At 42.5% G+C, this 13,738-nt stretch carries 15 protein-coding genes; 3 read left to right on the top strand and 12 right to left on the bottom strand.

Features of this window, described 5'->3' with window-relative positions:
• Positions 1-9: 9 nt before the first annotated feature.
• The 9 genes from HMPREF8578_RS04875 to HMPREF8578_RS0102140 form a co-directional block, all read right to left on the bottom strand.
• Positions 10-816 carry a metal ABC transporter permease gene (locus HMPREF8578_RS04875; RefSeq protein WP_000950023.1) on the bottom strand — a complete coding sequence of 269 codons (807 nt, stop codon included), beginning with the start codon at positions 814-816 and terminating at the stop codon, positions 10-12.
• Entirely contained in the window at positions 809-1,513 is a 705-nt protein-coding gene (locus HMPREF8578_RS04870) for a metal ABC transporter ATP-binding protein (protein WP_001269483.1), read from the bottom strand. The genes HMPREF8578_RS04875 and HMPREF8578_RS04870 overlap by 8 nt, the downstream gene beginning before the upstream one ends.
• Positions 1,513-1,953, bottom strand: a complete 441-nt coding sequence (gene adcR, locus HMPREF8578_RS04865; RefSeq protein ID WP_001249327.1) for a zinc-dependent transcriptional regulator AdcR — start codon at positions 1,951-1,953, stop codon at positions 1,513-1,515. The genes HMPREF8578_RS04870 and adcR overlap by 1 nt, the downstream gene beginning before the upstream one ends.
• Positions 1,954-2,100: 147 nt before the next feature.
• Positions 2,101-4,161, bottom strand: a complete 2,061-nt coding sequence (gene nt5e / locus HMPREF8578_RS04860; RefSeq protein WP_001042708.1) for a cell surface ecto-5'-nucleotidase Nt5e — start codon at positions 4,159-4,161, stop codon at positions 2,101-2,103.
• Between the two features lie 142 nt (positions 4,162-4,303).
• Positions 4,304-5,572 carry a D-alanyl-lipoteichoic acid biosynthesis protein DltD gene (gene dltD, locus HMPREF8578_RS04855; protein WP_000919841.1) on the bottom strand — a complete coding sequence of 423 codons (1,269 nt, stop codon included), beginning with the start codon at positions 5,570-5,572 and terminating at the stop codon, positions 4,304-4,306.
• Entirely contained in the window at positions 5,565-5,804 is a 240-nt protein-coding gene (dltC, locus tag HMPREF8578_RS04850) for a D-alanine--poly(phosphoribitol) ligase subunit DltC (protein ID WP_000351968.1), read from the bottom strand. The genes dltD and dltC overlap by 8 nt, the downstream gene beginning before the upstream one ends.
• Before the next feature lie 13 nt (positions 5,805-5,817).
• Positions 5,818-7,062, bottom strand: coding sequence for a D-alanyl-lipoteichoic acid biosynthesis protein DltB (gene dltB, locus HMPREF8578_RS04845; RefSeq protein WP_000970387.1), 1,245 nt, complete (start codon positions 7,060-7,062; stop codon positions 5,818-5,820).
• Positions 7,059-8,609, bottom strand: coding sequence for a D-alanine--poly(phosphoribitol) ligase subunit DltA (gene dltA, locus HMPREF8578_RS04840; RefSeq protein WP_002892823.1), 1,551 nt, complete (start codon positions 8,607-8,609; stop codon positions 7,059-7,061). The genes dltB and dltA overlap by 4 nt, the downstream gene beginning before the upstream one ends.
• Before the next feature lie 20 nt (positions 8,610-8,629).
• On the bottom strand, positions 8,630-8,761 hold the full coding sequence (locus HMPREF8578_RS0102140; protein ID WP_008276434.1) for a teichoic acid D-Ala incorporation-associated protein DltX: 132 nt from the start codon (positions 8,759-8,761) through the stop codon (positions 8,630-8,632).
• A 286-nt stretch (positions 8,762-9,047) separates the two neighbouring features.
• On the opposite strand from HMPREF8578_RS0102140, the gene hslO reads away from it, so the two are divergent.
• A complete protein-coding gene (hslO, locus tag HMPREF8578_RS04835; RefSeq protein ID WP_000357859.1) occupies positions 9,048-9,920 on the top strand; it encodes an Hsp33 family molecular chaperone HslO in 873 nt (290 codons plus the stop codon).
• Positions 9,907-10,887, top strand: coding sequence for a tRNA dihydrouridine synthase DusB (dusB, locus tag HMPREF8578_RS04830; RefSeq protein WP_000183316.1), 981 nt, complete (start codon positions 9,907-9,909; stop codon positions 10,885-10,887). Before hslO ends, dusB begins: the two co-directional genes overlap by 14 nt.
• Before the next feature lie 64 nt (positions 10,888-10,951).
• On the opposite strand, the gene HMPREF8578_RS04825 is transcribed toward dusB, so the two are convergent.
• Entirely contained in the window at positions 10,952-11,635 is a 684-nt protein-coding gene (locus tag HMPREF8578_RS04825; protein WP_000730905.1) for a hypothetical protein, read from the bottom strand.
• A 265-nt stretch (positions 11,636-11,900) separates the two neighbouring features.
• On the opposite strand from HMPREF8578_RS04825, the gene HMPREF8578_RS04820 reads away from it, so the two are divergent.
• Positions 11,901-12,131, top strand: coding sequence for a hypothetical protein (locus tag HMPREF8578_RS04820; protein WP_000933123.1), 231 nt, complete (start codon positions 11,901-11,903; stop codon positions 12,129-12,131).
• 49 nt (positions 12,132-12,180) lie between these two features.
• On the opposite strand, the gene HMPREF8578_RS04815 is transcribed toward HMPREF8578_RS04820, so the two are convergent.
• Together HMPREF8578_RS04815 and pnuC are read right to left on the bottom strand one after the other, a co-directional pair.
• The gene (locus HMPREF8578_RS04815) at positions 12,181-12,954 is read right to left on the bottom strand and encodes an NUDIX domain-containing protein (RefSeq protein WP_000785863.1); all 774 of its coding nucleotides are present in this window, start codon (positions 12,952-12,954) and stop codon (positions 12,181-12,183) included.
• 1 nt (position 12,955) lies between these two features.
• Positions 12,956-13,735: a nicotinamide riboside transporter PnuC gene (gene pnuC, locus HMPREF8578_RS04810; RefSeq protein ID WP_000860154.1), complete on the bottom strand. Its 780-nt coding sequence runs from the start codon at positions 13,733-13,735 to the stop codon at positions 12,956-12,958.
• Positions 13,736-13,738: the final 3 nt, after the last annotated feature.

The following is a 13,738-nucleotide window of genomic DNA, read 5'->3' as shown; positions in this document are numbered from 1 at the left end:
TTCATTCTCCTATTTGATAAAACGTTTCAGTAGACTGACTAACAAAAAGACAGCTACAAAGATAATGGTGATACTAGCGCTGGCAGGTGTTTCTGCATAGTAGGAAATATAGAGACCTGCCACCATTCCCAAAAAGCCAATAGCGCTGGCTAGTAACATAACGGATTTGAAGTTTTTCCCCAGACGAAGGGCAATACTAGCTGGCAAGACCATAATGGTCGATACCAAAAGAGCTCCTGCTGCTGGAATCATAAGGGCAATGGCCACCCCTGTCACCATGTTAAAGAGGATAGACATGGTACGAACTGGCAAGCCATCCACAAAGGCCGTGTCCTCATCAAAAGTCAGGATATACATTGGTCGCAAGAACAAGAAAGTCAAGAGCAAAACGACCGCAGCAATGGCAAAGAGGAATATCACCTGCTCCTGGCTAATGGTCACAATCGAACCAAAGAGATATTGGTCCAAACTCATGGAGCTCGAACTTTTCCCCTTACTCATCACGATAAGAGACACTGCAAGTCCTGTTGACATGAGGATGGCAGTCCCGATTTCCATAAAGTTCTTATAGACTGTCCGGAGATACTCTAGAAAGACCGCAGCGATCAAGACAATAGCGATGGTTGAAATAGTTGGAGAAATTCCCAAAACCAGACCAAAGGCTACCCCTGACAGAGAAACGTGACTGAGGGTATCACTCATGAGACTCTGACGACGTAAGATAAGGAAGGTCCCAAGAACTGGAGAAAAGAGACTCATGGCAATGACCGCCAAGAAGGCACGCTGCATGAAATCATAAGATAACAAACTAAGCATGTTCCACCTCCTGATCGCTTTCGTGAACGTTGAAACAACGCCATGGCGAATCTTGGTTACGAACTAGATGAATATTGCGATCCGCATAGTCCTTGACTTCCTCAGGGTCATGGGTAATCATCAAAACAGCCTTACCATGATGGTGGGCACTATGGTGCATGAGTTCGTAAAATTCATTTTTGCTTCCAGCATCCATCCCTGTTGTCGGCTCATCCAGGACAAAAATATCTGGGTCAGAAGCAAACATCCGGGCAATCACTGCTCGTTGCTTTTGCCCTCCCGAGAGGGAACCAATTCGTTTGTCACGATGTTCCCACATACCAACTGAGTCTAGACTAGCCTTGATATGCTCCTCATCATGAGCATTCAAGCGACGGAACCAGCCTTTTCGCGGATAACGACCCGACTTGACAAATTCATAAACCGTACTTGGAAAACCAGCATTAAAACTGGCTATCTGCTGGGGAAGATAAGCTATCCTAAGTTTTTTCCCATGAGTGTTTGTCTTTGAGATGGTTACCTTACCAAATCTTGGCTGCAAGATGCCTAGGCTCGCCTTGATAAGCGTTGTCTTGGCAGCTCCATTTTCACCAGTCAGGGTGACAAACTCCCCACTATCAACACTATAGTTGATGTGCTCGAGGACAGGTTCCTTGTCATAATAGAAAGACAAGTCCTCTACTGTAATATACCTCATTATTTGATTTCTCCTACTAAAGCAGTTAAAAACCGCTGGATAACTTCTTGTTCATCTGGAGTAAACTGACTTGCCACTTGTTCATAGGCTAAGAGCGTGTGTTCATGATGATGGTGGTGTTCCTCTGCCACTGGTCGAGCTAGTTCTGTCAGTTGATAAAAGATCACACGCGCATCCTTTGGATCTCTGGATGTCTCTAACATACCCTCTTTGACCAAAGACTTGATAGCCTTGGTCACTGCCGCCTGACTGACATTGAGACGACGAGCCAACTCCGAGTTGGTTAGGGATTCTTCCGACAAGAGCATGAGGATGTGTTCCTGAGTATTGGTCAAGGCTACGTCACTCGTGCAATGCCCGATCAGAATTTCATGCTGGTTCTCAGATCTCAAGATCACCTCGTTTAAAAAGTTATCGATTTCCTGTGCAAGCTGTCTCATGTGTTACTCCTTCCCAAGCTATCCTTTCGTAAAAAATAGAGATAGCCACCGATTCTTTACTGGTTAATTATATCATAAACCAAAAAAGAGTCAAGGGAAAAAGGCGTAAAAACGTTTCCCTAGACTCTTCTAGATGTAAAATTTAACCTATTTTTGCTTTGGTTTTCGACTCGATAAGATACCTGCCAAACCAGCTACCATTCCCATCAAGAGCAAGAAGATGGACTGTTCACTTCCTGTATTTGGGAGGGCTTTTTCTGAGACAACTGCCTTCTTGCTAAATTGCCCCGCCACCTCATAAGTCAATGGCACATTTGTAGTCGCATCGTTAGCAGCTGCATTCGTTTGAGGCGTTTCTACTGGCAGACTAAAGTTTTTAGAATCCACAGAAATCGTCCGTGAGTTCGGATTGATCTTTTCATACTGAGTCAAATCAGCGGTTTTAAGATACTCTTCAAAGGCTGCATCCATAGAAGGACCTTCTTCTCGCGCACCACCTAACATCGTGTAGCCATCACCACCTGCAGCTAAGAAATCATTAGTTGCAAGGTAGTAAGTTTTTGCGAGGTCCAGAAGATCATAACGACCAGTCGCACGGTTTTTGACCTGGATGGCCAAGACACGTTTTCCTGATGGTAGATTAGTATCATAGTAGACCTTCACACCTGAAACTTGCAAGAAGCCACCACTTGGTTCTAGCAATGGTTGCCCGTTCTCATCCAAGACCTTCTTGCCATCCTTATCGACCTGCAAGATAGATCCGAGTGATTTTTCAAACATATCCAAGACTTGTTGCCCAGTCACTTGAATTTGTGAGATGGTATTTCCAAATGGAAGAACGGCAATGACATTTCCTTTAGTGATCGGTTTGCCTTTTGCAATAGTTTCACGCAAGCCACCGCCATTTGTCACAGCGATGTCAGTCGGATGGCTAAATCCTGTTTGACCATACTGATAGAGGGAGTCCGCTACGACGTTTCCGAGGTTAGTTTCACGAACCCGAACATTTTCACGATCTCCGTTGAGTTCTACAGGGCTGTTTGAAACGACTTCAACAGCATTTTCAGCATCGTATTTTTGTTTAATGTCTTTGACTAGTTTTTCAACTGTTGGATTGGCTGGTAATTTTTTAGCATCAGCAGCCGGAATCTGAGTTGGATTGCCCAAAAGCTGACGTGATTTGTAGGTGATTTTTCCTACATTATGAAGGTAGCTTCCCGTCTGGTTATAGGTAACATTATCTCCATAGGTCGTTGATTCTACTGTATGAGAGTGACCGTCGATTACTGTTACGCGTTTCCCTTTCAAACGAGGATTTTTAGAGAGAGCTTCTGCCAAGGTTGAACCACGCCACTCGACTGGAGTTGTGGTATCTACACCCAAGTGAGCAAGCACAACATAGTGTTTGTAGTCCTTACCTTCTGCACGAGCCTTGGCTTGAACTTCTTCGATGACCTTATTGACTTCAGAGATTGGATCTGTAAAAGTTACCCCTTTAATGTTTTTAGGGTGGGTTTTTGTAGCAGTTTCAGGTGTTGTCACGCCGATTACAACAAACTCATCACCTTCCACAGTCTTATCTTTATCAACGATTGTGGAAGCTTCAAAGAGACGAGCACCATTGACGTAGGTATTTGAACTAAGTAATGGGAATTTCAAGATTTCCTTGTATTTTTTAACTTCATCAAGACCAAAGTCAAACTCATGGTTTCCTACTGCCATGGCATCATACTGCATCTGATTGAGAATTTCAGCGCGTGCTTCACCCTTAGTAGAGTTGGAAATCGGTAAACCTTGGAAAGCGTCTCCCGCGTCAACAACCAGAGTATTTTGATTTGATTTTGCACGCTCCTGCTCAATGACAGTCGCTAACTTGGCATCTCCAATTACTCCTTTTTCCTCTACAATACGACCATGGACATCATTGGTGTGTAATATAACGGTGTCCTTTTCTTCGCCTTTAGGAGATTCGGCAGGAGCTGACGGAGTTTCTGCAGGTGCAACTGCTTCTGAAGTTGCCGAAGTTGCTGAAGTTTCCGGTACCGCAGGGCTCTCAACAGGAGCTGGGGTCGCCGACGTAGCAGGAGTCGCTACGACAGCTGAACTTTCTGCAGAAGTTGTTGCTTCTTCAGCGTATACTTGTCCAGCTAAGAAGGCTGGAGCTAACAGGGCTGTCGATAAGACAGGTAACAAAGAACGTTTGTTCATTTTAAAATCCCTTTCTTTTCTTTTTCTCTTTTATATTATACGCTATTTCTAAAAATTTTGAAACTTTTGACCTATTTGCATCTTAAATATTCGCCATTTAAACAAAAAAGCTTGGGTTTAAATCCCAAACTTTTAGCTCATTTTATTGGAAATCTTTGATGTTCCCATCATAGGTCGCCCAGTCCTTGCTAAAGAAGCGGTCATTCATCTTGTAGTCTGGAGCTGGTTTCGGATCCGTCAAGAAAGGATTGACAACCTTATCAAAAGCTAGCCAACCTAACCATCCTAGATGAATGGTATCTTTAACAAAATAAGGGTCCCCTCCATTTTTTGAAAAATCAGCAATATTGGTAAAACCCTGACTTTCTAATTGGTAACGAATTTTCTCCACTGCATGCTGGTACATCTCCTCGCTGAGCCCTGTGTACTCCATCCACTTCTTGTTAACCGGCTGAATAACAAAGAGCACATTGACATTCGACTTAGCAAATTGATTGAGGACCAGCTGCAAATCATTGTACTCAGAGGACTTGAGGAAGTTGTAATTTTTTTGATATCCTTCCCATTTTTTTAAATCCTTTTGAATCTCTCTTGTATAGAAATGATTTTCCATCCCCATATCGTTATTGGTCGTATTTGCTTCTGCGTCCTTACGAACAATTTTTTCTAACTCATCATAAGAAAATTGATCCGGAAGATCTTTTAAATAGTTCTCCACGTGTTCCTTGTACTTGAGTTGTCCTCGAATGGAGAATTGTCCAAAGAGAGCGGATTGTTTTTCGTTGAATCGCGCAAAAATATCAATAGCAACCTGATCAACATCTGATAATTCTTCACCCTTTGACAGTTTTTGAACAATGCTTTTTAATGCAACATTAGGATTCTGCTTTAACAATCGAATAGCCGCATGCTTTGCAGCAATGTCACCAGATTGATTTCCCAAAAAAGCTGTCAATTGGTCGCTGTTAAAAAATCTCTGAAACGCTGCGGGTTCATAATCTGTCTCCGTAAACCACTGAGGGGAAATGACAAATACTGCCTGCTTATTCTCTATTTCTGGCAAAATTTGCTGTAGGCCAAAATATTGATTGAGAGAGGCTGCTCCTGCTTGACCTAGAAAGTAAGGACGATAGGGACGATGATATTTTTCCGCTAAAACAGCTGGATGGACACTATCAAATCGAATCCATTCACTAGACCCTAGAAAAGGAATAAAACGCATATTTGGATCCGTAAGAGCCCTTACTTTTTGGCTTCTCTCTTTAAAACTCTCTGCACTAACAGAAGCCGCTGAGTATTTTTCCTCCGTCAGATTATGGCTTGTTGTACTTGGATAAAAAAAGATGAGTAGAAGAACCAAAAATCCAGCAATGAAGATAGGCCCGAAGATCAGCCACAAGCGTTTAAGCATTCTTCAACTCCGTAATACCTGCTACGATTTTATTAGCCGTATTCCAGTCATCACGACCGAACTCCGTCACTGGAACACGAATGTCAAAACGGTTTTCAATCTCAACAATCAATTCAACCGTTCCCATACTATCCAAGACACCGGCATCAAAAAGATCTTCATCCATCATGTCAGAAACATCTTCCATAAACAACTCATCAATAATTTCAATAACTTCTGATTTGATATCCATTTTTTATATCCTTTTATTTTTTAAACCATAAATCATTCAAAAATCCAGAAAAGATTAAGAATGAAACCATCACGACATGGAAGGTGACAACCATGCCAAGCAACTGAATCCAGCGATTCTCAGGTAAGGAACCCTTTCCAGCTTTTTTCCGTTCTTTATTGAGCGCTTTTTTCTTACGAACCCAAGCGTCATTGATGACTAGCCCAATCCCATGGAAAAGTCCGTAGGCGATATAGTACCAGGTCACACCATGCCAAAATCCCATAATCAGCATATTGAGAATATAGGCTACACTTGAGGTCACATTGCGATTTTTAAAGACCTTCTTTCTGGTCAACACCATGACCATCCGCATAAAGACAAAGTCACGGAACCAGAAAGACAGACTCATGTGCCAGCGATTCCAAAACTCTTTTAAATCCCTTGACAAAAAGGGCTTGTTAAAGTTGATAGGACTATGAATACCCATCAAGTTTGAAATGGCTAAGGCAAACATAGAGTAGCCCGCAAAGTCAAAGAAGAGCTCCAGACCAAAGGTGTACATGACCGCTAAAGCGTAGAGGTTAAAGAAACCACCTGTCTGCAAGGCCAAATTTTTCAGCGGAGGCAATAGTGTCTCTCCTAAAATGTGAGCCAAGATAAACTTGTAGAGGAAGCCCAGCATGATATATTTGACAGCCTCTTCTAGCATATCCATCAGCTCATCCCGCTCAGGAATGGTCTCGTAATTTTCATTGAAGCGTTTAAAACGATCAATGGGACCACTTGAGAAAGTCGGCATAAAAAGAAGAAAACGTAAGAATTGCCAGATCGTTAATTCCTTGATGACACCGTCTCTCAACTCAACGATAACCCCAACTGCACGAAAGGTCAAGTAAGAAATCCCTAAAAATCCAAACAAAGATTGAGGTCCATGAATAGCAGGAGATACTTTCACAAAGACGATAGGCAATAGGGATAGAAAGCTAACCAGGTAAAATATCCATTTACTATCCCGCTTTTTCCTGTACCTTTTGTAGAAAGATACAAGCAGCACTTGCCAGATAACATAAAGGATCAAAGCGTTTATTTGATTCGTCTTTCCACCGACCAACATGGTGTCGATAAAGAAGAGACTAACAAGCACCTCATACAAGGCAAAACGTTTCTTGAAAAAAAGACCAATAAAGATAGGTAAAGTCGCAGCAATTACGTATAAAAAGTACTGAAGATCACCATAAGGTTCCAAATGAGGTAGCTGTTTATAAAGCTCCATCATTGGCTGTTTACCTCATTGATCAAGCCCTTGATGTCAATTTTACCATTAGGCGTTAGTGGTAAACTATCTCGATAAAGAAACTTAGACGGCATCATATAGGACATCATGATATCTGCTAGGTCTTCCTTGATAGCCTTGGTAATATCGATATCACGCTCAAACTGCTGACGGACACCGTCTTTTAGGATGACATAGGCCAGTAGATTTTGTACCTTGTGGTCCTTGTTATAACGTGGGACAGCAACAGCCGACTCGATAAAGCGAGACTTGTTGAGGTTTTGAGAGACATCTTCCAGCTCAATGCGATAACCATTAAACTTAATCTGGAAATCCATGCGTCCACCATAGAGAAGCAATCCCTCATCTGTCATGGTTCCTACATCCCCTGTGTGGTAGGCTGGAAGACCTTCGAACTCAAAGAAAGCTTCTGCCGTTTTTTCAGGATTATTCATATAGCCTTTTGAAACAGCTGGCCCTGAAACAATGATTTCTCCTTGCTCACCATTTGGAACTTTCTTACCTTCCTCATCAATGATAAAGGTCGGAGAATCGGCCTTGGTATAGCCGATTGGCAGGCGTTTGAGAGTCGTCAACATCTCATCAGTGACGGCAACTGCTGACAAAGCTACTGTCGCTTCTGTTGGACCATAGGCATTGATAATACGAGCATCTGGGAATCGCTCGCGCAGTTTTTGAGCAGTTTTGACCGTCAATTCTTCACCATCAAAGTAGAAATGCGTGATGCCAGGCATTTTCTCGCTGTTAAAGTCTTCTGACAACATGGCCATATCTGCAAAGGACGGTGTTGAGGTCCAGATAGCAATGGGCAAGGAAAAAATCGTCGCAAAGAGTTTTTTGAAGTCCTGAGTAATGGCTGAAGGAAGAGCAAAAAGCGTACCACCCAGTGCTAAGGTTGGCGCCCAGTACATGACAGATAGGTCAAAAGAATAAGGGGGCTGAGCCAGCATTTGTGGACGATTTGGCGTCGCAAATTCCTTATCTGTAATCATCCAGTTGGTAAAGCTGAGAAGATTATCATGGGAAATCTGCACTCCCTTAGGCTTACCAGTCGTACCAGAAGTAAAGATGATGTAGTAGTTGTCATCTCCCTTGACTGGATGGGTCATCTCGTAGCTGGAAGCTTGAGCAAAAGCTTCTTGAACCTGAGCTAAAGTCATCATTGGCATAAAGACTTGCTCCAATGGAAAATCTGAGATGGCAATAATCAAACTTGGCTCTGCAACTTCTACGATAGCAGAAACTCGTTCCAAGGCCGAATGGCTGTCAATTGGAATGTAGGCATGACCTGACTTAGTCAGCGCAACAAAGGTAGCCAGCATCTCATACTCCTGTCCACCATAGACAACAACAGGAGATTTCTCAGGCAAACCAAGTCGATCAATAGCTGCAGCTAAACTATCTGAATCAGCCTTCAGATCACCATAAGTATGTTCTTGGCCTAAAACATTGTAGACAGGATATGTTGGTTGTGTTTGAGCAAAGTGCTCAATCGTTTCAATCATATCTTTTATCGGTTTATTAGACACTGTTCCTCTTCTCCTTTAAACTAGAACTCATTATAAATAAAGGTGCCTTGGCTCTGACCAAGGTAACTAAAAAAATAAAGCAAACCAAGTAAGATTACAAAATATAGAGCCGTCCGGCCTAAGAATACATGTAAATTTCGTTGTTTTTTCATAAGCTATCCATTAATATATTATTTCTATTAGCTATCAGTATGTATTGTTAGCATCTTATCTTCCTAACATTTTACCACTTTATCAACCTTTTTTTCAACTGTTTACCATAACTTAAAAATTGGTTTTAGCTTATTTTAAGATAAGTTAAAATGTTAAAAGTAAATGTGAACGAAATTTTCCATTTCTATAAATCTCCTATACCAGTCATCAGAAATTAAACAGTTTAAAGAAGGACAGCAAACACACGACTCCCCCTTTAGGCATTTTTATGCTAAAATAGTAGCTATGGATAAAATTATTAAAACTATATCAGAAAGCGGAGCCTTTCGTGCTTTTGTCCTTGATAGCACGGAAACCGTCCGCACTGCTCAAGAAAAACATCAAACTCAAGCCAGTTCAACTGTCGCACTTGGTCGCACCCTTATCGCTAGCCAAATTCTCGCAGCCAATGAAAAAGGAAATACCAAACTAACAGTTAAAGTTCTGGGAACGAGCTCTCTCGGCGCCATCATCACAGTTGCAGATACTAAGGGAAATGTCAAAGGCTATGTGCAAAATCCCGGTGTAGATATCAAAAAAACTGCAACGGGTGAAGTCCTAGTCGGTCCTTTTGTCGGCAATGGCCAATTTCTCGTTATCACAGACTATGGCACTGGAAATCCTTACAACTCCATGACTCCTCTCATCTCTGGGGAAATCGGTGAAGACTTGGCCTATTACCTGACAGAAAGTCAACAAACCCCTTCAGCAGTCGGCCTCAATGTTCTTTTAGACAAAGACGACAAGGTCGAAGTTGCCGGTGGTTTTCTTCTCCAAGTCTTGCCAGGAGCCAAGGAAGAAGAGATTGCCCGCTTTGAAAAACGCATCCAAGAAATGCCAGCCATCTCAACCCTTCTGGAAAGCGATGACCATATCGAAGCCCTCCTCAAGGCTATCTATGGTGACGAATCCTACAAACGTCTATCTGAAGAAGAAATTCGTTTCCAATGTGACTGCAGTAAAGACCGTTTTATGAACGCTCTTGCCAGCCTTCCAACTTCAGACCTAGAGGAAATGAAAGAGGAAGACCATGGGGCAGAAATTACTTGTCAATTCTGCCAAACAACTTATAACTTTGATGAAAACGACCTGGAGGAACTCATTCGTGACAAATCTTAATACACCTTTTATGATTGGCAATGTTGAGATTCCCAATCGTACTGTTTTAGCACCCATGGCAGGAGTTACTAACTCAGCCTTTCGCACCATCGCAAAAGAGCTCGGTGCAGGACTCGTTGTCATGGAAATGGTCTCTGACAAGGGAATCCAATACAATAATGAAAAAACCCTACACATGCTTCATATCGATGAAGGCGAAAACCCAGTTTCTATCCAACTTTTTGGTAGCGACGAAGACAGCCTCGCTCGCGCAGCAGAATTCATCCAAGAAAATACTAAGACCGATATCGTCGATATCAACATGGGTTGCCCAGTTAACAAAATCGTGAAAAACGAAGCTGGCGCTATGTGGCTCAAGGATCCAGACAAGATCTACTCTATCATCAACAAGGTCCAATCTGTCCTTGATATCCCCCTCACTGTCAAAATGCGCACTGGCTGGTCTGATCCATCCCTAGCAGTGGAGAATGCTCTCGCAGCTGAGGCTGCTGGTGTCTCTGCCCTTGCCATGCATGGTCGTACCCGCGAACAAATGTACACAGGTCACGCAGACCTCGAGACCCTACACAAGGTTGCTCAAGCTCTGACCAAGATTCCATTTATCGCAAATGGTGATATCCGTACGGTACAAGAAGCTAAACAGCGTATCGAAGAAGTCGGGGCTGACGCTGTCATGATTGGCCGCGCAGCCATGGGAAATCCCTATCTCTTTAACCAGATCAACCACTACTTTGAAACAGGAGAAATTCTCCCTGATTTGACTTTTGAAGACAAGATGAAAATTGCTTACGAACACTTGAAACGCTTGATTAACCTCAAGGGGGAAAACGTAGCAGTTCGTGAATTCCGAGGCCTCGCTCCTCACTATCTCCGGGGAACATCCGGCGCTGCCAAACTTCGTGGAGCCATTTCACAAGCTAACACCCTAGCAGAGATTGAAGCCCTCTTGCAATTAGACAAAGCATAATAGAAAAAACCGTAACTCGCTTGAGTTTACGGTTTTTTTAGATTCTAGGAAAACCTAGATACTATTATTGAATCAAGGAAACGCTCGAAACTTTACCATCCGCACCTGTTGTAATTTGGATGATTTTTCCTCCACCGATTTTGGCATTATACTTACCATCATCAAGGGTGTAAGAGTAGCCTCTGATAGAATAATTTTCTTTCTTTCCATCTGCAGTTTCTACTGTGAATTGCCCCCCTGATGAAACTGTAATGGTTTCGCCATTCGCTCCCTTCCAGTTGCCTGCAGCTGCTGAGAAGTCACCATCGACCATGGTTAAAACACCCTTGTAGCGTTTGTTGTGTTCTGCTTGCTTGTCTTGAAGTTTGCGGTCAGTTGTTGGATCATAGCCCGACTGGTTAGACTGGGCTTGAGAGTCTTGCTGAGTTGAAGGTGCCTGAGATGGAGCTTGTTGACTAGGAGCTGCTTGTTCTTGTCTTGATTCAGGTGCCGGTTTCGCTTGTGACTGATCTGCCGTTGTAGAAGACTGACCAGAAGATGCCTGAGCCTTTTCAGATGAAGCTGAGCTTGAAGATTTTTGTGTCTTGCTTTCTTTGCTAGAAGAAGCTGCTTTAGAGCTTGATGATTGACTTGTCTTGGCAGAGCTGCTGGTTTGAGTGGTTTCGTTTTTATTTCCACAAGCTCCTAGTAGCAAGGTAGAAGCCAATACAGTCGCTGCCATCAATTTGATATAGGTTTTCTTTTTCATTTTTCTACTCCTTTGTAACATTTTTGAAATGTTAAGAAATCTTTTTGTAATATAATTGTAACATTAGGCTTTGAATCTGTCAACTATTTAGAGAAACTATTTTAAAAAAATTTCTCTCTACTATTTCTATTCGTAATTGAAACGAAAAATAGAAAATTTTTTAGATTAGAGTCCTATTTTTTACATCATCTTTGTGTAATCGCTTGTATTGTGTTAGACAAAGGAATATAATGACATTGAAATAGAATATAGGAGGTGCACTCTTATGCTAAATAAGTATTACAAGTATCTTCCTTGGTTGATTTTGGGAGCTATTGCCTCTTATCAATCAGCCACTTACTATGCGCGAACTGCATTTGATGTCTTCTATCTGACTACAATCTTTTTGATTGTTTATATCGCTTTGTTATTTTTACATGAGAACTATCTCAAGTATCGATATAAAGACTTCTTTACTCACATGTTGAGCAATCCTAAGAAAGATAACCATTCATAAAAAATGATGATAAATAAAAAGGTCGGGAACTTTGTCCCGACCTCACTTTTTATTTCAATCGATAGGTTTTTCTTGGTTTCTTTTTGGGTACTCGTTTGAGTCCGACTTCTTCTACATATTCTCCGTATTTTACGAGAAAGTTATTGCTGACGATTGGGCGACCGGGGTTGATGAGATTGACCAGTTCGGTTCCTTCATAGACAGTGAACTCCTCTTCCAGCAGATAGAGGAAGGTCGGGTTCCAGTCGAGACGGCCTTGGATTCGTTTGATGGACTCTTGAATAATGGCATAATGGTCAAAGGCGAAGGCTTGCTCCTCCAGCTCGACTCCATCTAGGTAGCATTTGCCTGTCTGAAAATCGACATCTACAAAAACCACATCCTTGGCATCGTCACCTGCCTGAACGAGGTCTAAGGCACGACTAGGTAGGTACACTAAGTGGGCAATGGTCACTGTCCAGCCCCGGGGGTCACGCCCGGGGGTCGATACCGTCATCAATTGCTCGATTTTCTCCAAAGGTAGGTTGAGATTGACTTCTTCTCTCACCTCGCGCTGACAGGCATGTGCAGCATCTTCTCCCTTGTCCATAAAACCTCCAACTAAGGCTAAACAATTCTGATAAGGGTGAGCCTTGCGACGGATCAGCAGGAGCTTGATCTTTCCTTCGACAAAGCAGTAGGCTACCATATCTACTGTCACACTTGGTTTTTCATATTGAGGGAGTTCCTGATTGTAGTACCAGTCTAAAAACTCCTCCTGACTGGCATGGATTTCATAATATTCTTTTTCCGTCATCCCGGCTGGAATCATCGTATCTGCCATCTTATGCCTCCTTTCGAACTGCCTTAGTCCATTGGTACCAACCCACTAGACTGTTGAGTGTGTAAACCCAGTACATCCCTTGGATGTGGATATTTTCACCCCACCAGAGGTAGATACTAAAGAGATTGGTTGCAATCCAGAAAATCCATTGCTCACGGTAGAGACGTGTCATCAAAAGCTGACCGACACCATTGGTCGCATCAGTAACACTATCACGGAAAGGACGAGCGCTATTGATACTTTGATAAGCCAAGCCCATACCAATCCAAATGAGGGCAGTCAAGGCCAAGTACTTGAGCCAGTCAAGAACAGATAATTTCTTAGCTTCAAAGTGAGATTCTTCTGGCTTTTCCTGTTCATTGATACGATTGGACAGCCAAGCATAGAGACCAATCGGCTGCATGACAAAGAAGTAAACAGTCGTCAAGACTTCTCCATAAAAAGTCGCATTCATGGCCAAGATCAAGTAGATAGCCGAGTTAATGGCCCCAAAGAGATAGTTGCTCGCACGCCCTTCTGCTACCAAGATAACACAGACAATCCCAGTCCAGGATGCAAACAAGCTCAACCAGTCATGGCTTTCTGTATTTTGCGTGAACTCTAAGAACAAGGGAACACTTGACAGGGCGATGAGATACAACCACTGGAAAAGACTACGGCCGACAAAGAGATCTTTCCATAGCAAGCGCATGATTCCTGCAAAACCAATCTTACGTGCTTCGGAATGGACATTTTTAAAGTTTTCGATAAATTGTGTGATTTTTTTAGTTACTGTTTTCATCAT

Source organism: Streptococcus oralis ATCC 49296, assembly GCF_000185265.1.
GTDB classification, from domain to species: Bacteria; Bacillota; Bacilli; order Lactobacillales; family Streptococcaceae; genus Streptococcus; species Streptococcus oralis_BC.
The sequence above is the reverse complement of the archived record's forward strand: the minus strand, read 5'-3'. Positions and strand labels throughout refer to the sequence as shown.